The following is a 19,554-nucleotide window of genomic DNA, read 5'->3' as shown; positions in this document are numbered from 1 at the left end:
CGAGACGATCTCCGATCGAAACCAGCGGAACCGAATGGGTCGGTCACGGACGACTCGCGTGGCCGTGTCCGGCTCGAACGAATCGCAGTGTCCACGCACACCCTGTCCTGTGGCGTTCCGGCGACCGGTCGTCTCCCGGCGATCGGTCGCGGGACCCGTTGGAACCCGTGACGGTCTCGTCCGGGCGAACAAACGCCTATGTGAGTCTACAGCATAGTCCGAGATATGGGAAGCCAGGTCACGCACGAACTGTCACGGTGTCGGAACTGCGGGTTCGAAGCGCCGGGCGGTGACGACGAGTGGCGGCGGATCGAGGTTCCGAAACTCGGCCGGATGACCCAGTGTCCCGACTGTGAGAGCACGGACGTCATCACGAGTCGGTGACGTCGCTCGAACGAGCGATTCGATGCGGTCGATCCTCTTCGCTCGGCCAGTGATCGCGCTCGGACCGAGGACGCAGACAGACTCTTGAACGTCTCGCCCCAAGAGCGACCATGAGCAACGAGGCCGATCACGGTCCGACGACGGACGACGAGTGGCGCGACCGACTGAGCGAGGAAGAGTATCGAATCCTCCGTGAGGCAGGCACCGAAACCCCGTTCAGTGGAGAGTACGTCGATCACAAGGAGGACGGGTCGTACGCCTGTGCCGGCTGTGGTGCCGAACTGTTCGATTCGGAGACGAAGTTCGACTCCGGCTGCGGCTGGCCGAGCTTCTACGACGTCGACGACGACCGGGTCGAAACCCGAACCGACACGAGCCACGGCATGCGCCGCACCGAGGTCCTGTGTGCCGACTGCGGAGGCCACCTCGGCCACGTCTTCGAGGACGGCCCGGATCCGACGGGCAAGCGCTACTGCATCAATTCCGTCGCGCTCGAGTTCGACGACGAGTAACGCGAGTCGTTCGACCCGGATCGGACGCTTCGGGAGGGGAAGCGAATGCAGGCACCACGCTTTTCGAAATACCCGGCTCACCTCCCCCCATGTCTACCGACCGTCCGACCGCCGACGAGTTGCGACAGGGGATGACCGTGGAGATCGTGCAGGACGACGCGGATCCGCAGTCCGAGGATACGGAGCCGATCATCGGCGAGATCGGAACGATCCACGGCGACGAGCCGGACGGTGCGCACGTGAAATTGAAAAGCGGTGTCGTCGGCCACGTCCGGTCGGTCGTCCCCGACGAGTGACGATTTCCCGTTGCGAAGCCGCCGTTCGAGAATTTCGAATATAAGTTCTGAATGTAAACTAAATAGCCGAAGTTAGATCTATATCCAACTGTTATCTCGGGTTATTTCGGAACATTCATGGTGGTCGTGTGTGAATACCTGAACATGGCACCCGAAGCGACATCGGTCGGACGAGAGGCGGACGGGTCGAGCGACGTCGTCGCGGCGATCGACGAGATCGACGGTCGATCGCACCTCGTCATCGCCGACATCGCTCGAGACGACGCCTGGATCGCCGTATCCGAGCACGAGGCCGTCTCGGTGGACGAGATCCGATAGGGCGCTTCGGACGGTTTTTTCCAGCCGCGGTGCGACGGACTAGGTTAGTCGCGGCTCGCCTCGAGCAGGGATTCGACGGTCGGATACCGGTCGTACAACGTCGCCGCGAGCTCGGGAGCCGCACCGCCGTCGGATCTTCGACGTGTTTTCGACCGAGTCGGATCGCGAAGTCGACCGATCGTTCGTACGGACTCGAGCGGTGAACGGGTATCGGTCCCGGCGAGCGCGGACGGAACGATGCTTTCTATCCGAAGGGGCCCGTACGGGAGACGAATGCCTACCGTACGACCGCGCGATGAGGCCCGACTCCTCGTCGTCGCGCTCCCCGAGCGGGGACTCGATGCGCTCGATAGCACGCTCGAGGACCAGCCGCTGGACGTCACCACGGTGTCGACGGCAGCCGCCGCGCTCGACCACATCGAGACGAATCCCGTCGACTGTCTCCTGACCGCACAGTCCCTTCCGGACGTAGACTCGACCGGACTGGACCTCCTCGAGACGGTTCGCGAGCGCGATCCCGATCTCCCGGTCGTGCTCGCCCCGGACCACGGGAGCGAGTCGCTGGCCAGCGAGGCGATCGCCGCGGGCGTCACCGCGTACGTTTCATCCGGCGGTACCGGCGACCCGACCGAGGAGTATCGGGCGGCGATCGAACGAGCGCTCTCGACGGGCCGTGAACAACGTCGAAAGCGAACGCGTGCGCGCCGGTTCGACGCGATATTCGAGGACCCGGAGACCTATTCGTGGGTGCTCGAGCCGGACGGCACCGTTCGGCGGGCCAACGAGCCGGCGCTCGAGGCGATCGGCGCGGCCGCGAGCGACGTTCGGGGCCGGCCGTTTCAGGACCTCCCCTGGTGGCGGGATACCGCTGACGGTCGGACTGCGCTCCGTGACGCGGTCGAACGGGCGGCGAGCGGCGAGATCACACACCGGGAACTGACTCGAGTCCGCGCTGGCGGTGCCGGTAAGACCGAAAGGGACGACAATTCCGCGAGCGAACCCGCCGATCCGACCGATGCAGACACCTTCGAAGTGACGGTCCGGCCGGTCCGCGACGACTCCGGTACCGTCGTCTCGCTGCTCGCGCGGGCGACCGACGTCACCGAACGCGCCCGACTCGAGCGGGAACTCCGCGAGTCCGAGGAGCTCCACCGGGTGACGCTCAACAACATGACCGACACCGTCCTCATCACGGACGACGACGGCGCGTTCACCTACGTCTGTCCGAACGTCCACTTCATCTTCGGCTATTCGGACGAGGAGATCCACGAGATGGGGACGATCGACGAACTGCTCGGGGCCGGCCTCTTCGATCGCGACGAACTCGAGGCGGCGGGCGTGTTGACCAACATCGAGTGTACGGCGACCGACCGGGCAGGGCGCGAACACACGTTGCTGGTCAACGTCCGCGAGGTCTCGATCCAGGGCGGGACGACCCTCTACAGCTGCCGGGACGTGACGAAGCGAAAGCGCCGCGAGGAGGCGCTGACGGCGCTGCACCGGACCGCCCGGGAACTCCTGTACGCCGAAACCGACCGCGAGATCGCGGACATCGTCGTCTCGGACGCGACGGACGTCCTCGACCTCGAGGCGAGCGCCGCGTACCTGTTCGATACCGACGAGAACGTGTTGCGGGCGGCCGCGTCCGCACCGGGGACGGAGCGGTTACACGGTCCGGTCCGCGATCACCGGGCGACGGACGACAGCATTCCCGGTCGCGTCTTCGTCGACGGCGAGAGCCGATTCTTCGCGGACGTTCACGACTCCCCGTCACTCTCGAGCCCCGGGACCGACCTGCGAAGCGCCGCGTACGTCCCGCTGGGGGATCACGGCGTCTTCGTCGTCGGATCGACGGAGTCGGACGCGTTCGACGACGTCTCCCGCGAGCTGACCGACCTCCTCGCGGCGACCGCGGAAGCCGCGCTCGACCGGGTCGAGCGGGAGCGGACGCTGCGCGAACGGGACCGCGAACTCGAGGCCCGGAACCGACAGCTCACTCGCCTCAACGGAGTCAACGAGATCATCAGGGAGCTCGATCAGGCGCTGGTCAGGGCGGAAACCCGTGAGGAGATCGAACGCGCCGTCTGTGACCGGCTCACCGCCGCCGACCGGTTCTCGTTCGCCTGGATCGGTATCGCCGACGCCGCTCGCGAGCGCCTCGAGTCGCGCGCTCACGGCGGTGCGACGACCGGCCGGGAGTATCTCGATAGCGTGTCGCTCTCGCTGGCGGACGCGAGCGAGCCCGCAGTCAAAACGGCGGCCGATCGCGACGTCACCGTCGTGTCCAACGTCGCCGACGGACTGCGCGACGAACCGTGGCGGTCGACGGCGCTCGCCTGCGAGTTCCAGTCCGTCGTGAGCGTCCCGCTGTCCTACGACGAGTTCACGTACGGCGTCTTGACCGTCTACGCGGACCAGCCCGAGGCGGTCGACGATATGATCCGTGCCGTCCTCGCGGAACTCGGCGAGACGATCGCGTCCGCGATCGCCGCGGTCGAGCGAAAGCGCGCGCTGGTCTCCGGCGCGAGTACGCGACTCGAGTTCGAGGTGGGCGACGACTCGTTCATTTTCGGTCGTCTCGCCCGGCGGACCGACGCCGTGCTCTCGTTCGACGGGGGCGTTCGCCAGGACGAGGACGGGGCGTCGGTGTTCGCGACCGTCGACGGGGCGACGCCGGAGGCGGTCGCGACCGCGGCCGAGGAGCTCGTGAGCGTCGAGCGCGCACAGGTGATCGGTAGTACCGGACAGGGAAGCGGAGAGGCCGGGACTGAGGCGACCACTGGCGACACCGACGCCGACGCCGATGCCGGCGGTGCAGTCCTCCTGCACCTCTCGCGACCGGCGCTGGCCCTCCGACTTGCGGATCACGGGGTGGTGTTACGGGGCATCGAGGCGACCCCCTCGACCGCTCGCGTCGTGGTCGACGTCCCCCGATCCGTCGACGCGAGGGAGAGCGCCGACGTCGTCTCGGCGGCGTTCTCGGACGTCGAACTCCGATCGAAGCGGACCGTCGAGCGAGCGACGCTCCGCGACCTCGACGCGAAACTGCGCGACCGGCTCACGGATCGACAGCTCGAGGTCGTCCAGCTCGCGTACTACGGCGGGTACTTCGAATCGCCCCGCGAAAATTCGGGGGAAGACGTCGCCGATGCGCTCGACATTTCGCCGGCGGCGTTCTACCGGCACATCCGGACCGCCCAGCGGAAACTCTTCGACGTCGTCTTCGACGAGATCGGACTGCCGGCAAACAGTACGCACGGAGTTGAATAGTGAACCCCATTTGTCCGCCGACGCTAGCTATCTGACGGCTATACTGATCCTAATATACCTTGTATTCCTGAATGCGACGATCGTCCGAATCGGACACGCTCGTCGTTGCTATCATGACTTACAAAGACGCCGAACTCGACCCCGAGGCGGAATCGACCTACGAGTGCTTCGATTGCGGAACCGTCGTCCGGACGTCCGAGTCGAACACCTGTCCCGAGTGCGGTGCCGAGATGCGTAATCGACGGACACCGATCGAGTAAGTATGTCCTCTCAGGACCGTTCTTCACCACCGACCCGAGAAGCGACGGCCGGATCGACCGACCCCGAAACCGCCCTCGAGACCGCGCGCCGACAGCTCGAGCGCGTCGCCGCGCAGTTGGACGTCGACGACGCCGCCCTCGAGCGCCTCCAGCATCCCACGGCGGTCCACGAAGTGACGGTTCCGCTCGAGCGCGACGACGGGTCGGTCGAGGTCTTCACCGGCTACCGGGCCCACCACGACAGCGTCCGCGGGCCCTACAAGGGCGGACTGCGCTACCACCCCGACGTGACCCGCGACGAGTGCGTCGGCCTGTCGATGTGGATGACCTGGAAGTGTGCGGTGATGGATCTCCCCTTCGGCGGCGCGAAAGGCGGCATCGTCGTCGACCCCAAGTCGCTGAGCGACGACGAGAAAGAACGACTCACGCGTCGGTTCACGCAGGAGATCCGCGACGTAATCGGCCCGAACACGGACATTCCGGCGCCCGACATGGGCACCGACCCGCAAACGATGGCCTGGCTGATGGACGCCTACAGCATGCAGGAAGGCGAGACCATCCCCGGCGTCGTCACCGGCAAGCCGCCGGTCGTCGGCGGCAGCTACGGCCGCGAAGAAGCGCCCGGCCGGAGCGTCGCCATCGTCACCCGGGAGACCTGCGAGTACTACGAGTACCCGCTGTCCGAGACGACCGTCGCAGTCCAGGGCTTCGGTAGCGTCGGCGCGAACGCCGCCCGCTTGCTCGAGGCGTGGGGCGCGACGATCGTCGCTGTCAGCGACGTCAACGGGGCCGTCTACGACCCGAACGGAATCGACGTCGGGGCGATCCCTTCCCACGACGAGGAGCCGGAAGCCGTCACGCAGTTCGCGGCCACCCTCGATGGGGGACCCGACGGACCGCGCCGGATCTCGAACGAGGAACTTCTCGAGCTCGACGTCGACGTCCTCGTTCCGGCCGCCGTCGGCAACGTCATCACCGCGGACAACGCCGACACCGTGCGGGCCGACATCGTCGTCGAAGGCGCGAACGGGCCGACGACCTTCGCCGCCGACACCATCCTCGAGGAGCGCGGCATCCACGTGATCCCGGACATCCTCGCGAACGCCGGCGGCGTCACGGTCAGCTACTTCGAGTGGCTCCAGGACATCAACCGCCGCGCGTGGTCCCTCGAGCGGGTCAACGAGGAACTCGAGTCCGAAATGGTGACGGCCTGGACCGCGCTGAGAGACGAGGTCGAGCGGCGGGACGTGACGTGGCGCGACGCCGCGTACGCGGTCGCGCTCGATCGAATCGCTGAAGCACACGAGATGCGCGGGCTCTGGCCGTAAGCGAGTAGATGCGTCGAACCGTGATGGAGCACTGTTCCCGTCTCACGGTTACCCCGGCCCGATGAGGGCACCCGGACACGATGTGTCCTGCTACCGTGGCAACGGGGAACGGCCACGCCCTCCCCAGCCGAGTTCTCCTCACGGGCGCTGCGCGCCCGTTCGGATGGTTCGCGGAACCGAAGGTTCCGCGCTAACGCTCAGTCATTCTTCCCTCGCTCATCCCTCGCGCATGATCGACGGCCACCCTCGCTCTCGCTCGGCTGGCCGACAGCGCGTGCCACCGCACGTTGGGGGTTCCGGTTAGCGTGGATTCCCTCGTTCGTCCGGTTCGACTACTGATCCCGCTTCACGACTCTCGAGCGAGGTACTCGAGCGCTTCCTCGTCGCTCACCTGTCCGAACTGGTGGTAGAACTGCCCCACGGCGCGGAATTCGGCGGGCGTCCGAAGGGCGATCACCTCGTCGGCCTCGCGCTCGAGGTCCTCGACGGCTCGCGGCGAGCCGACGGGCACGGCCAGGCCGACCCACTCGGCCCCGGTGTCCCGTACCTGCCGGAGACAGGCGGTCGCCGTCGCACCGGTGGCGACGCCGTCGTCGACGACGAGGACCCGCTTTCCCTGCAGGTCGGGCAGTCCGTCCCCCTCGCGGTATCGATCCGCCTTCTCGCGTGCGTTGTCGGCCTCCTCGGCCCGGACGTCCGCGAGGTAGTCGTCGGAGACGTTCAGCCGGTCGATCAGGTCGTCGTTGTACCAGACGCTGCCGTCGCTGGCGACCGCGCCCAGGGCCACTTCGGGGTTCTGCGGCGCGCCCAGCTTGCGCGCGACGACGACGTCGAGGTGGGCATCGAGGGCGTCGGCAACCGGCCGCGCGACGGGTAGCGCCCCACGAGGGATTCCGAGGACGACGTCGACATCGAGGTCGCGGTCCTCGAGGGCCGCCGCGAGCCGTTCGCCGGCGTCGGTTCGGTCGTCGAACATGGTCTATGCGGGAGTACGACGGCCGCGTACTATGCGTTTACGTCGCACGCGACGGGGCGGCCGCGTCGTCCACACCGGGAGTGGGAATCGGACCGGAACTCGCCTGCCGAACGCCTACCCGACGCCGCTCGGGACGGTGTGTATGGCACGGCTCCAGCAGACGCTCTCCAACGTCTCGGAGGAGAGCGGGAACGAGAACGGCCGCGTCGGGATCGTCGGCGGGAGCGTCGCGTATCCGAACCAGCCGGCGCTCGTCGGCCGAGCGGCGCTTCGGACCGGCTCCGATCACGTCCGAGTGTTCGTCCCCGAACCGATCTACGAGATCGTCGCGAGCCATTCGCCGGACCTGCTCGTCGACCACCACGGAGACGAGGAGTTCGACGGCGGCGCGATCGAACCCACACTCGAGGTGGCCGACTGGGCCGACGCGTTCGTCATCGGTCCCGGCCTCGTCGACGCCGATCCGGACGCGGTCCGCGAGGCGGTCGACCGCATCGAGATTCCCGTCGTCATCGACGCGCTGGCGATAGAACCCGGCCTCGAGGCGGACCTCTCGAACGCCATCCTGACGCCCAGCGGCTCCGAGGACGACCCGATATACGAGGCCTACGGCTCGCTCGAGACGTTCTCCGAGGAGACGGGGGGAGTCATCACTCTGACCGGGGACGTCGACGAGATCGTCGCCGCGGGCGAACGGATCGAAAACGAGACCGGAACGTCGGCGCTGACCGTCGCCGGAACCGGAGATACGATGGCCGGTATCGTGGCGTCCCTGCTCGGGCAGGGAATGGATCGCCGCGAAGCCGCCGAACTCGGGGCGTGGATCCTCGGCAAGACCGGCGAACTCGCCACGGCCGAGTACGGACCCGGCGTCGTCGCGACAGACGTCATCGAACGGATTCCGAACACGATTCGATGACGGAACCCACGGGGCGAGCTACGGCTCGAGCGCCGCCGCAACCGACGTCGGACAGCCATCGGGAACGACGTCTTGCGGATCAGTACCGGTGTTCTTCCCGAAACTCACCGTCCCGCCGTGGTGGTCGGTCCAGCCGCCGTGGAAATCGTCGTCCCACTGCGTGTCGTCGACGTAAATGTCGCTCCCAGTGTCGTTCGCACCGGGGACGAAGGAGTAGTGTTCCCCGTTCATCGCGAACTGACAGTCCCGAACCAGGACCGGACCGGGCGGCCACGCCCAGACGCCCCGTCCCTGCCGGTATTGGCGGTCGTCGGTTACTGCCGCGACGCAGTTGTCGACGATCCCCCAGGCGAGCCGACAGTGGGAGATCCAGCAGTTCGCCGCGTAGCAGTTCCGCAGGGCGACCGTCCCCCCGCCGCCGGCACCCGGCGCCGAACAGTAGAAGGCGTTGTCGCCCATGTTCTGGACGTTCACGCGATCGATCTCGAGGTGGCCGTCGTGGTCCGGCCTGACCCAGATTCCGGTGCCGCCCTTCTCTTCGTAGACCGCCCCGTCGCCGAGCCAGACGTTTTCGATGCGGGAGGTGCCGCCGCCGGTGTCGGCCGCCCCGATCACCGTTTCGTCCCCCATGTCGACCTGGCCCCGAACCGCGACGTTTCGGATGGTCCAGTCCGTACCGTAGGCGACGATCGTCACCGCGGCACCGTCGGCCGTGACGTCGAACAGAACGCGTTCAAACGTCTCGCCGTCGTTCACCCGGACGATCTCGCGCTCGCCCGCGGGAACGGTGACCGTCTCGTACTCCTCGGTCGATGCCGCGACGGCTGGTTCGGGTGCACCGATCGTCCCTGCAACAGTCGTGGCAGCGAGCGCGAGGTACGACCGCCGATCGGTCCGTTGCCAGCGCCGAGTCCCTTTGCGATGCATGGACAGTATCTCGACAACCGACAGCGGATGTATAAGAAATACTGACTGTACTCAGCAGTTGAAAATTGACGGCGACTGGTTCGGTCCAGTCGAGTACCGACGATCGGTAGTCGGCCAGTACCCCCACGAACCCGGCTCTCGAACCAGTACGCGAGAGAACCGTTTCTACCGTCGCCCAGCCCCCTGCAGAACGGCAGGTCACCCGGTCCCGAAGAGAGCGGCCGCGCGCTGGCCGAGCGAAGCGCCTTCGGTCCGCCGTCTGAGCCGCCCGCGAACGATCGGCGTCGCGGGAAACACGCCGAACTCGATGCGTTCGATCTCGAGCGCGTCGAACGCGTCGTGTCCGACGAACCGCTCGACCGTCTCCCGGTTCAACTGGCACCCGCCGGCGGCGCGCTCCCACAACGGATCCAGACGATCCTGTGCCCGGGCCCGCCAGCCGTCCGCGCGAACGTGCTCGAGAAATCGCAGTTCGCCGCCCGGCTTGACTACCCGTGCGACCTCCTCGAGTGCCGCGTCGGGATCGTCGATGGTACAGAAGACCAGCCCCGAGAGCACGGTATCGAACGCATCGTCGACGTACGGCAGCGACTCCGCGCGGTCGCCACGGAGGTGAACCCGCAGGTCGGAGCGTTCGGCCGTGCTGGCCGCACGGCGTCGCATGTGCGGATCCGGTTCGATCGCGTGGTACTCGAGGCCGTCGGCGCCGAGGTCGGCCGCGTAGGGAATCATCGCGCCGTTCCCCGAACCGACGTCGAGGACGCGCCCGGAGAGGCCGTCCGCGAGGTACTCGCGGTGACGACCGATCAGGAACCGGTCCGGCATGCACCGATCGTACAGGGCCGCGAACGTTGGATGTTCGATTCGCCGCTCGCTCACACGACGCTGAGTCTTGCAATCGGTCATGCGCTCTCCAGTGCAACCGACGACGAACTGCGTGATACCGGTTTTCCCGTCGCTCGGAGCACAGTTCCGAGGGCGATCACGGACGTCGGGTCCGTCGATGAGCGACGAAAGGGACGCTCGGTGGCTCCCGTCGTCCGCCACGATTGCGGCATCCGACTGCGATCACTGTTTCGAACACAACCCTCATACCGGCAGTCACCTGAACAACGACAATGATCGATCGGAGCCGTCCCGTCTCCGTCGTCGGCGGACGACGCAGTATCATCGCCCTCGGGATGATCTTCGTCGTGCTCGCTGCAGTCCTGTCCCTCGCGCGAATCACGGCTGGAACACCGCTCGAGAGCGTCCTCATCGATCTGCTGCTCATCGCCGGTCCCGGCGTCGTCCTCATCTACTTCGCGTACCGGTTGCCCGCGTTCGATATCCACGACGGTTTCTACGGCGCTATCGCAACGTGGAGTCTCAGCGGGCTCGGCGTCATGCTCGCCGTCCTCGCATTGTACAGTCTCCAGCCCGGCGAGACCATCGAGGATCCCTCGGCGGTCGTCATTCTGACATCGCTCGCCAGCGTTGCGGGCCTCGCTGCCGGCATCCACAACGCAGCGGCCAAAACGCGAACGCGAGAACTCGAGCAACGCAACCGAGAACTCCAGGACACGCGGTCGGAACTGGAGACCATCGTCGGCCAACTGGAGGAGGCAAACGAGCAACTCGAGCGATCCAACGAGCGCCTCGAGCACTACCGCGCGTACACCGCACAGGTCTTGGACGCCATCCACGATGTCTTCTACGTCGTGGAGGAAGACGGCACGATACAGCGCTGGAACGAGAGCCTCTGTGAGGTGACGGGGTATTCTGACGCGGACGTCGCGTCGATGAGCGCCGCGGATTTCTTCGATCCCGACGAGTACGACCGGATCGCGGACGCGATCGCGGAGGGATTCGACACCGGGAGCGTGCAGCTCGAAGCAGACCTCCGAACGAGGGACGGCGAGCGGATTCCCTACGAATTCGCTGCCACGGCCCTCGAGAGCCCCGACGGCGAGCCCGTGCTTGCGGGCATCGGTCGTGATCTCTCCGAACGCAAAGAGCGAGAGCGGGAGCTCGAGCGGCGGGCACACCAGCAACAGGTCGTGGCGGATCTCGGTCAGCTCGCCCTCGAGACCGACGACCTCGACGAGCTCATGCACGAAGCGTCCAGGCAGGTGGCTACCGTCCTCGACAACGAGTACTGCAAGGTACTCGACCTCGACGAGGTGGCCGTTGAACTCCTGCTCCGGCAGGGCGTCGGCTGGCGCGACGGTCTCGTCGGTGAGGAAACGGTATCGGCCGACGAGTCGGACTCCCAGGCCGCGTACACGCTCGAAAGCGATCAGCCGATCGTGGTCGCCGACCTCGAGACGGAAACCCGTTTTAGCGGCCCCGCGTTGCTGACGAGCCACGACGTCCGCAGCGGTATCAGTACCATCATCGGCCCGGTCGACGACCCGTGGGGGATCCTCGGCACGCACGATACTGACACCGCACGGTTCACCGACGAGGACGTCAATTTCGTCCAGAGCGTCGCCAACGTCCTCGCCGAGGCGATCGAACGCCAGCAGTATCAGGCGGAACTCGAGGAATTGATCGCCGACCTCGAGGAATCGAACGAACGGCTCGAGGGGTTCGCCTACGCGGCGTCCCACGACCTGCAAGAACCGCTGCGAATGGTTTCCAGCTACCTGCAGTTGATCGAGCGCCGGTACGGCGACGAACTCGACGCGGACGGCGAGGAGTTCCTCGCGTTCGCCGTCGACGGGGCCGAGCGCATGCGCGACATGATCGACGGCCTGCTCCAGTATTCGCGAGTCGAGACCCGGGGGAACGAGTTCGAGCCAGTGTCGCTGCAGCGCGTTCTCGAGGACGCCAGCAAGAACCTCGAGGTGAAAATCGAGCGTACCGATGCCGAGATTACCGCGGAGTCGCTCCCGCGCGTGAGGGGTGACGAGCGGCAGTTGCGGCAGGTGTTCCAGAATCTGCTCGCCAACGCGATCGAGTACACCGGGCGGGAACCGCCACGGATACGCGTCTCGGCGGAACGGAACGGAACGAAATGGACGGTGTCCGTCGCCGACGACGGTATCGGCATCGACCCGTCCGATCAGGAGCGAATCTTCGAGGTGTTCCAACGGCTCCACAGTCGCGAGGAACACTCCGGGACGGGAATCGGTCTCGCGCTCTGTGAGCGGATCGTCGAACGACACGGCGGGGAGATCTGGGTCGACTCCGAGCCCGGCGACGGGTCGACGTTCTCGTTCACGCTGCCGACAGCCGACGAGGATAGTAGCCACTGAAACTCACTGCCTACCTAATCGCAGGAATGCGTTGTGATTCGTGTGGAAATCGTTTCAGTGGCTACAACCCGCTGCGTTCCATCGCCGAGGAGCACGATACCGCGGCCTTCGCGCCTCGAGCGATTTATGCACGAACACGCCGGTGGATTCCGTATGACCGACGATCGACTCCGCATGACCCCCGGTCCGACCGAGGTACCGCCGGCGGTCCGCGAACGGATGAGCGAGCCGACGTCGAACCCCGACGTCGAGCCCGAGTTCTTCGAGTTCTACCGGACGCTGACTGACAAACTCGAGGCGATTTACGGCGACGACGACATCGTGATCCTCGGCGGCGAAGGGATCCTCGGGCTCGAGGCGGCGATCGCGTCGCTGGTCGAGCCGGGCGATCGGGTCCTGTGCATCGCGAACGGGCTCTACGGGGAGGGCTTCGCCGACTTCGTCGAGATGTACGACGGCGAGGCGGAGGTCTGTACGACGTCGTGGCAGGACCCGATCGATGTCGAGGCGGTCGAGTCCCACCTCGAGGACGGCTCGTTCGACGTGGCCACGATGGTTCACTGCGAGACGCCGACGGGCGTCCTGAACGATATCGGACCAGTGCTGGACGTACTCGAGGATCACGGCGTCATCAGCGTCGTCGATGCCGTCTCCTCGCTCGGCGGCGTTCCGGTGCCGACCGATCGCATCGACGTCTGTCTGGGTGCCTCGCAAAAGTGTTTCAGCGCACCGCCGGGACTGACCGTCTGCTCGGTCAGCGACCGCGCCTGGGCGAAGATCGAGTCCTTCGAGACGGACGGCCTCTACACGGACCTCGAGCCGTGGCGCGACGCCGCCGCCGAGGAGTGGTTCCCCTACACGCACCTGTCGTCGAACCTGTACGGTCTCGAGACGGCCGTCGATCTCCTGCTCGAGGAGGGGCTGGAGAACGTCTTCGAACGCCACGAGGAGGCCGCGACGCGGTGTCGCCAGCGAGCGACCGATCTCGGGCTGTCGCTCTATCCGGACGACGGGCGGTCGTCGCCGACCGTGACCGCGCTCGCGGTCGACGGCGACGCCGGTCGGCTACAGGAGTCGATGGCGGACGAACACGATATCGTCCTCGCGACCGGGCTCGGTGACCTCGAGGACGACGTGCTTCGAGTCGGTCACATGGGTCACAACGCACGGATCGATCGGGTCGACCGGACGATGGACGCGCTGGAAGCCGTTCTCGACCAGTCCTCTCCCTGATCGATACTCGTCCGTGAGTGTGTTATACGATTTGAGACGCAGACCGGAACAGTGGACGTCTTATATGGATTCGATTCCGATTAGTCAGGAATACACGGATTTTGTTCGTCCCGTCCTCTCCCAGCGGTCGGTGATAGCGTGCACTCATTCGCCCGTCGGAACCCGCCGTCGGCCCGATCACTGTGGACGATTGATCAGTTTTTACGTATGAAAGAAAATCGTCAAAACAGGCGTTGAACACCGCTTCGGAACGGTTTGTCCCTCGATTTCGATGACGTAATTTACCATCCGTGTACGGGATGGGATTAAAAAATACACGCAAAACCACCAATAAAGACAAATAACAATTAAGGTCATTGGGCCCACTCTGTCTGCGTAGACGTAACATGACACAGGTAATCTGGATCATCGCGGCAGTACTGGTGACCTTCACCGTCGGCTACGTGGGGTACTCTCGATACCTCACGCAGTTCGTCGAACTCGACGAGGAGGCAGAAACACCGGCGCACAAATACGAGGACGGACAGGAGTACGTCCCCTCGAAAAAACCGGTTCTGTTGGGCCACCACTACTCGAGCATCGCGGGTGGGGCACCGATCGTGGGACCGATCACGGCCGGTGCTATCTGGGGATGGGTGCCCGCCTTGCTGTGGATCGCACTCGGGAACCCGCTGATGGGTGCCGTTCACGACTTCGTGTCGCTGTCGGGGAGTCTCCGTCACGAAGGGAAGTCGATCGGCTACATGATCGGCGAGTACGTCGGAAAGGGCGGCAAGAACATGCTCTTGTGGTTCGCGTTCCTGACGATCATGCTCGTGGTCGCAGTGTTCGCGCTGGTCGTGGGGATCGTCTTCAACGCGTATCCGCAGGTGGTGACGGCCTCGCTGCTCTACATCGGGCTGGCGCTGGCGTTCGGCGTCTACCTGTACCAGTTCAACGGGCCGTTCATCCCCGGTACGATCGTCTTCGTTGTCGGGGTCTTCGCAGCGGTCTGGGTGGGGCTTCAGTACCCGCTGGCGCTGTTCGCCGGCGACTACCCGGCCGGAACGATCGTCCTGCTCGGCGGTGCCGGTAACTGGGTGCCCGGTGCGGCCGCACTCGGCGGTAACACTGCGGGCTGGATTCCGGTCGTGATGGTCTACGCGGCGATCGCGAGCGCACTGCCCGTCTGGGTGTTGCTCCAACCGCGCGACTACCTGTCGTCGTTCCTGCTGTACACCGGCGTCGGCGGAGCGATCGTCGCGATCATCGTCGGGACGATACTCGGAACGTCGGCCCAGCCACTCGTTATCGACAGTTCCATCGGTGCGTTCGAAGGCTTCTGGGGCGTCGAGGCCGCCGGATTCGCGCCGCTGTTCCCGCTGCTGTTCATCACGATCGCCTGCGGGACGATCAGCGGCTTCCACTCGCTCGTTTCATCCGGGACGACCGCCAAACAGCTCGATAACGAGACCGACGCCCGTCTGATCGGGTACGGCGGAATGCTCGGCGAAGGCCTTCTCGCGGCAGTCGCGCTTTCGACGCTCGCAGTCGCAGGCTTCGCCGATCCCGCGGGCGGGATCGGTGCCGCGCTTCCGAACTTCGCAGAGGGTGGCGGTATCATCCTCACCAGCCTCGGCGTCTCAGAGTCCGTCGGTGCCGTGTTCATGGCGCTGGTCCTCTGTAGCTTCCTGCTGACGTCAACCGACACGGCCGTCCGTCTCGGTCGCTACATGATGGAAGAGATCGTCGGGACGCCGGCAGGGCGGACCGATACGGGACTGAACCTCGATCCGCGGTCGATCGCACGCGGCCGATACACGAACCCGATCGTGCAGATCGTCCCCGCGTACCTGCTCGTCATCTCCGGCCAGTGGGTCGTCCTCTGGCAGCTGTTCGGCGGTGCGAACCAGCTGCTCGCTGCGCTGGCGCTGCTTACCGCGACCGTCTGGCTCGCCAACTGGGACGACAACAAACAGCTCGTCTCCACCGGCGTCCCGATGGCGATCATGGTCACGATCACCGTTCTCGGGCTGTCGATCCTGGTGTTCTACGAGAACCTCTACCTGAACCTGATTCAGGGTGGCGCGGGGACCCTCGGTGCGCAGGCCTCCGCGGTCGTGCAGATGGTTCTCGGACTCGTTCTCATCGGTCTAGCACTCGCACTCGTCAGACTCGGATACAATAACATTCAGTCAGTCCGTCGCGGACCCGAGACCCCCGCAGCCGAACCGAGCGACGACTAACATCGATCGATCGCCGTTCGTTTTCTTTGCGCACCTGGCTGACAGACGGCAGTACCGAACAGCAACGGGAGGGAAATCGACCGCGTTCTGATGGCCGGTTCGAACGCTTCCGGTATGCCGTCGACGAGTTCCGCCTCGGTTCCTGGAAGGGGCCCCGCGATCTGGAGAACATAGCCGAGTTCGTCGCCGACATCCTCGTGAGTCGCTCTCCGCAGGCGGTCGGAGCAGCCCTACTGCCAGAACCGTTTCGCGAACCGCGACAGTATCCCTTCGTCGGGGGTGCTCACGTCCTCCCAGAGGGTAAACGCTTCCAGAACGTCGGCGGCCTCGCTGCCGACGTGGTCGTCGGATTTCGGGGCGACGACGACGAGATTGATCTCGTAGTGGCCGTGGTAGCCGAACTTCAGCAACGTGCGGTCGCGGAAGTCCGCGACGAACTCGCGGACGTCGTCGGCTATCTCGTCGGCGACGAGGACGAACGTGAAGTCCGTCCCGAAATGTTCCTCGTCGGCCACGACGTGCTCGTCGGCGAGGTCGTGGCCGAGCTCGACGAGTCGCTCGAGTTCCGCGACCGTCGGCCGCGACTCGCGCCGGGCGAAGAGGTACTCTTCGGCCTCGTGATCGCCGTAACTCAGCGACGGGTGGAAGAACTGCTTCTGGCTGAGTACGCGCATCTCTCCGTAGAGATCCCACCGCTCGCCGGCGACGCGACGGTCCTTCTCGAGGTCGTAGTTGTACATCAGCCGGTCGGAGACCCGGTCGAGATACTCGTCCTCCCAGTCGGGGACCGCCTCGCGGATCTCGGCCGGGAGTTCCGCCGGCGTCGCCTCGTCATTCATCGCGTGCTTGCGGCCGTGACGGCGTTCGTTCGGGGCTTAGCAGCCGTTCCGTTCGCTTCGATACCATGACCCAATCTCTCATACCACCGGTTACCGTCGGGGTATCAAATATTCGTCGGTGGGTCCGTTCCCGATACGGTCGGCCATTTGTCGTCCCCGTCGACCGGTCGGTAGATTTTAGCCGCCGGAGACGTATTCTCGTGCAAGGGATTCACATGGGAGGCAAAAAGACCGAAAGCTGCGGCCGGTGTTCGATGTCGACGGTCGTCGACGTCGCGTCGTCCGGCGAGGACGACGGCGATGGTGACGGCGAAGGAACCCGCGACCCGTTCGGCGAGTCCGCCATCGAGGTGGAGGACGACGAGCTTCGACGGATATCGCCGGGTGCCTGGGCCGGGCGCGTCAGCGAGCGACTCGACGACTTCGGTCGACGACTGATTTACGGGCGGTAGTCCGATTCCGGCCGACACCGCCTACGACATCGTCACGAGATACGTCATCGCGAACAGGAGTATCGCGGCCGTTGCGACGTTGATGAGCCCGAACTCGACGGCTCCGATGAACGACAGCCCCCAGACGATCGACCACGCGAATAGCGTGGAAAGCACGACGTTCATCGCGATCAGGACGCGGGGGTCACCCTGCGAAGACGACACGCCGGCCTCGAACCCGTCATCATCTCGCTCGGTGTCACCATCGCTCATACAGGGAGAGGTCGTCACCGCCACTTATACTGTTCGCTGTTCTCCCCGTCCGTTCCGTGAACCGGGGCGCTGAATTCGGGCGATCAAAACATGCTATAGCTCTTTGTCCTTCGGCGGACAACGACCAGTATGCACCTGCGAAACCGTCAGGGCTCTCACGTCGATCCCGTGCCCTTCTTCGTGGTTGTCGGGCTCGCCTTCATGGTCCTGCTGTCGTTCGGTCCGCTGTACGGTCAGGCGCTCGGTTTGTCACTCGAGATCGCGATCGGACTCTCCGCGGCGCTGTTCGCCGTCGTCGCGATCGGTGCCTTCTATCGACAGGTGTGGACGTTTTGTCCGGAGACGGCCGGTTGCGTGCCGTCGGCGGTCCGCGCCGAGCGACTGTTCTACCTGATTCCGATCCTCACGGTGATCCTGATCGCGCTCGCAGTGCCGCTCGTCGTTGGATGACCGACTCCGTCACGGCGAACCGATTCCGAACTGGTTGCAAGTACGCGGTCGTGTGTCTCTGACACACAGTAGCACAACGTTATTTCCGCCACAGGTGAACCGTCGACTATGGGACTCATCGAATCGATGAAATCGGCGCTCGCGTCGCCCTCGCCGAAGGGCCGCCCCGACGACGGCTCCGAAGGCGCCTACTGGTGTGACGACTGCGCCGTTCGGATCAGGGACGTCGACCTCGAGGGCGATCCGGTCTGTCCGGATTGCGGAGACGAGATGCGCTTCGAACGCTCGAGCGGTCGCGACTGCGCCTGCTGATCGGTCTCCGTTTTCTCCCCCTCATCCCCAGAAATCGAGCTCCCCGCCTGTCGCTCGAACTCGACCCGTCGTTACGGCTCTCGAACGACCGTTTCCTCGCCCTGTTCGTCCGGGAACGGCCCGTCGAAATCCGTCTCCCACTCGTCGTCAGTGACGAGCGCGTCCTCGAGCGCCGTCCGAAGCGCTCCTTCGTCGTAGTCGGTCCCGATGAAGACGAGTTCGGTCCGGCGGTCGCCGTGCTCGTCGTGCCACTCGAGGTTCGGTCGGTTCGATCGATACATGTCGCGTTCGACCTCGGGGAGGCTGGCGATCCAGGGTCCCTGCGCGGTCGCTCTGATCGACGGGCCGGCCTGGGCGATCGTCACGCGCATCTCGTTGTCGGCGAGCCACGCGGTCCCCTTCGCACGGACGATCGATCGCGGGAGCTCCCGGAGGAACTCGTCGAACCGCTCGGGGTGGAACGGCCGTCGCGACCGATAGACGAACGACGAGACGCCGTATACCTCGTCGGGGTGGTGATGGCCGCCGTGGTCGTCCCCGTCGTGTCCGTGATCGTGCTCGTGCCCGTCGTCCGACTCGAGCGCGCGTTTCCAGCCCGGCAGGTCGTTCACTCGGCCGGCGTCGAACAGGCCGGCGCCGAGTAGTCGGTCCGGATCGACCGCCGAGAACTCCGTGCGGATCGTCTCCGCGTCGGGCTGGAGCGCACCGACGAGTTCCTCGGCCTCGGCGAGTTCCCCCTCGGAGCACAGATCGGCCTTGTTGAGCAGGACGAGGTTCGAGACCTCGACCTGTTCGACGAGCAGGTCCGAGAGCGGCCGGTCGTCCTCGCTCCCCCGACGCTCGGGTCGTTCCTCCCCCGCGAAGGCCTCGAGGAACGCGGGCGTGTCGAGGACGGTCACGAGCGTGTCGACGTCGTAGAGCGCGGCGACGCGGGACTCGGTCGTGAACAGCCGCGCGACGGGTGCGGGCTCGGAGATGCCCGACGATTCGACGACGAGGTGGTCGAACGAGCGGTCGCGGGCCAGCCTGACGACGGCCGTCTCGAGATCGTCCTGGAGTTCACAGCAGATACAGCCGTTCGAGAGCTCCGTCACGCCGTCGTCGAGCTCGAGTTCCGAGCCTTCGGCGACGAGTTCGGCGTCGACGTTGACCTCGCCCATGTCGTTGACGAGGACCGCTAGCGTCCGATCGCCGGCGTTCGAGAGCAGGTGATTGAGAAGCGTCGTCTTCCCGGCACCCAAATTCCCAGAGAGGATCGTGACCGGGATGTCGTCGTCCGTGTTCGTCTCCATGTCCGGACACTGGGATCGGAGCCTCTTGAAAGCGATCCACGAGGGTTTTTAGCGTTCGATACACAGATAC

Annotated in this window: 20 protein-coding genes; 14 read left to right on the top strand and 6 right to left on the bottom strand. The window is 65.4% G+C overall.

What is annotated here, in order from left to right:
• The first annotated feature begins 225 nt into the window (after positions 1-225).
• From LDB05_RS09520 to gdhB, 7 genes are all read left to right on the top strand, one after another.
• Entirely contained in the window at positions 226-384 is a 159-nt protein-coding gene (locus LDB05_RS09520; RefSeq protein ID WP_226007685.1) for an anaerobic ribonucleoside-triphosphate reductase, read from the top strand.
• Positions 385-494: 110 nt separating this feature from the next.
• Positions 495-896 carry a peptide-methionine (R)-S-oxide reductase MsrB gene (gene msrB / locus LDB05_RS09515; RefSeq protein ID WP_226007684.1) on the top strand — a complete coding sequence of 134 codons (402 nt, stop codon included), beginning with the start codon at positions 495-497 and terminating at the stop codon, positions 894-896.
• 89 nt (positions 897-985) lie between these two features.
• Positions 986-1,192, top strand: a complete 207-nt coding sequence (locus tag LDB05_RS09510; RefSeq protein WP_226007683.1) for a DUF2196 domain-containing protein — start codon at positions 986-988, stop codon at positions 1,190-1,192.
• Between the two features lie 144 nt (positions 1,193-1,336).
• Entirely contained in the window at positions 1,337-1,510 is a 174-nt protein-coding gene (locus LDB05_RS09505) for a DUF7556 family protein (RefSeq protein WP_226007682.1), read from the top strand.
• A 273-nt stretch (positions 1,511-1,783) separates the two neighbouring features.
• Positions 1,784-4,780 (top strand): bacterio-opsin activator domain-containing protein, encoded by a 2,997-nt coding sequence (locus LDB05_RS09500; protein WP_226007681.1) that lies wholly within the window; start codon positions 1,784-1,786, stop codon positions 4,778-4,780.
• 113 nt (positions 4,781-4,893) lie between these two features.
• Positions 4,894-5,040, top strand: a complete 147-nt coding sequence (locus tag LDB05_RS09495) for a rubrerythrin-like domain-containing protein (RefSeq protein WP_226007680.1) — start codon at positions 4,894-4,896, stop codon at positions 5,038-5,040.
• Positions 5,041-5,042: 2 nt separating this feature from the next.
• A complete protein-coding gene (gene gdhB / locus LDB05_RS09490) occupies positions 5,043-6,368 on the top strand; it encodes a glutamate dehydrogenase GdhB (RefSeq protein WP_226007679.1) in 1,326 nt (441 codons plus the stop codon).
• 346 nt (positions 6,369-6,714) lie between these two features.
• Here gdhB and LDB05_RS09485 read toward each other — a convergent pair whose 3' ends face one another.
• Complete coding sequence (locus LDB05_RS09485; RefSeq protein WP_226007678.1) at positions 6,715-7,344, bottom strand: phosphoribosyltransferase; 630 nt, start codon at positions 7,342-7,344, stop codon at positions 6,715-6,717.
• A gap of 142 nt (positions 7,345-7,486) precedes the next feature.
• On the opposite strand from LDB05_RS09485, the gene LDB05_RS09480 reads away from it, so the two are divergent.
• Positions 7,487-8,263, top strand: coding sequence for an NAD(P)H-hydrate dehydratase (locus LDB05_RS09480; protein WP_226007892.1), 777 nt, complete (start codon positions 7,487-7,489; stop codon positions 8,261-8,263).
• 18 nt (positions 8,264-8,281) lie between these two features.
• Here the strand turns inward: LDB05_RS09480 and LDB05_RS09475 are convergent, their stop codons facing one another.
• Positions 8,282-9,190, bottom strand: a complete 909-nt coding sequence (locus tag LDB05_RS09475; protein WP_226007677.1) for a hypothetical protein — start codon at positions 9,188-9,190, stop codon at positions 8,282-8,284.
• A gap of 198 nt (positions 9,191-9,388) precedes the next feature.
• A complete protein-coding gene (locus tag LDB05_RS09470) occupies positions 9,389-10,096 on the bottom strand; it encodes a class I SAM-dependent methyltransferase (RefSeq protein WP_425498597.1) in 708 nt (235 codons plus the stop codon).
• A gap of 212 nt (positions 10,097-10,308) precedes the next feature.
• Here LDB05_RS09470 and LDB05_RS09465 point away from each other — a divergent pair, with 212 nt between their 5' ends.
• From LDB05_RS09465 to LDB05_RS09455, 3 genes are all read left to right on the top strand, one after another.
• The gene (locus tag LDB05_RS09465) at positions 10,309-12,429 is read left to right on the top strand and encodes an ATP-binding protein (protein WP_226007676.1); all 2,121 of its coding nucleotides are present in this window, start codon (positions 10,309-10,311) and stop codon (positions 12,427-12,429) included.
• A gap of 153 nt (positions 12,430-12,582) precedes the next feature.
• Positions 12,583-13,662, top strand: coding sequence for a pyridoxal-phosphate-dependent aminotransferase family protein (locus tag LDB05_RS09460; protein WP_226007675.1), 1,080 nt, complete (start codon positions 12,583-12,585; stop codon positions 13,660-13,662).
• 386 nt (positions 13,663-14,048) lie between these two features.
• The gene (locus LDB05_RS09455; protein WP_226007674.1) at positions 14,049-15,887 is read left to right on the top strand and encodes a carbon starvation CstA family protein; all 1,839 of its coding nucleotides are present in this window, start codon (positions 14,049-14,051) and stop codon (positions 15,885-15,887) included.
• Positions 15,888-16,117: 230 nt separating this feature from the next.
• On the opposite strand, the gene LDB05_RS09450 is transcribed toward LDB05_RS09455, so the two are convergent.
• Complete coding sequence (locus LDB05_RS09450; RefSeq protein ID WP_226007673.1) at positions 16,118-16,726, bottom strand: DUF8052 family protein; 609 nt, start codon at positions 16,724-16,726, stop codon at positions 16,118-16,120.
• Between the two features lie 215 nt (positions 16,727-16,941).
• Here LDB05_RS09450 and LDB05_RS09445 point away from each other — a divergent pair, with 215 nt between their 5' ends.
• Positions 16,942-17,178 (top strand): DUF8007 family protein, encoded by a 237-nt coding sequence (locus LDB05_RS09445; RefSeq protein WP_226007672.1) that lies wholly within the window; start codon positions 16,942-16,944, stop codon positions 17,176-17,178.
• A 21-nt stretch (positions 17,179-17,199) separates the two neighbouring features.
• On the opposite strand, the gene LDB05_RS09440 is transcribed toward LDB05_RS09445, so the two are convergent.
• Positions 17,200-17,430, bottom strand: coding sequence for a DUF8107 family protein (locus tag LDB05_RS09440; protein WP_226007671.1), 231 nt, complete (start codon positions 17,428-17,430; stop codon positions 17,200-17,202).
• 129 nt (positions 17,431-17,559) lie between these two features.
• On the opposite strand from LDB05_RS09440, the gene LDB05_RS09435 reads away from it, so the two are divergent.
• Together LDB05_RS09435 and LDB05_RS09430 are read left to right on the top strand one after the other, a co-directional pair.
• Positions 17,560-17,880: a hypothetical protein gene (locus LDB05_RS09435; protein WP_226007670.1), complete on the top strand. Its 321-nt coding sequence runs from the start codon at positions 17,560-17,562 to the stop codon at positions 17,878-17,880.
• Positions 17,881-17,988: 108 nt separating this feature from the next.
• The gene (locus LDB05_RS09430) at positions 17,989-18,192 is read left to right on the top strand and encodes a hypothetical protein (RefSeq protein WP_226007669.1); all 204 of its coding nucleotides are present in this window, start codon (positions 17,989-17,991) and stop codon (positions 18,190-18,192) included.
• Positions 18,193-18,263: 71 nt separating this feature from the next.
• Here the strand turns inward: LDB05_RS09430 and LDB05_RS09425 are convergent, their stop codons facing one another.
• Entirely contained in the window at positions 18,264-19,484 is a 1,221-nt protein-coding gene (locus LDB05_RS09425; RefSeq protein WP_226007668.1) for a CobW family GTP-binding protein, read from the bottom strand.
• Positions 19,485-19,554 lie beyond the last annotated feature (70 nt).

Origin of the sequence: Natrinema salinisoli (assembly GCF_020405205.1) — an archaeon.
GTDB classification, from domain to species: Archaea; Halobacteriota; Halobacteria; order Halobacteriales; family Natrialbaceae; genus Natrinema; species Natrinema salinisoli.
Note: the sequence above shows the minus strand (reverse complement) of the source record. Positions and strands in the feature narration are given on the sequence as shown.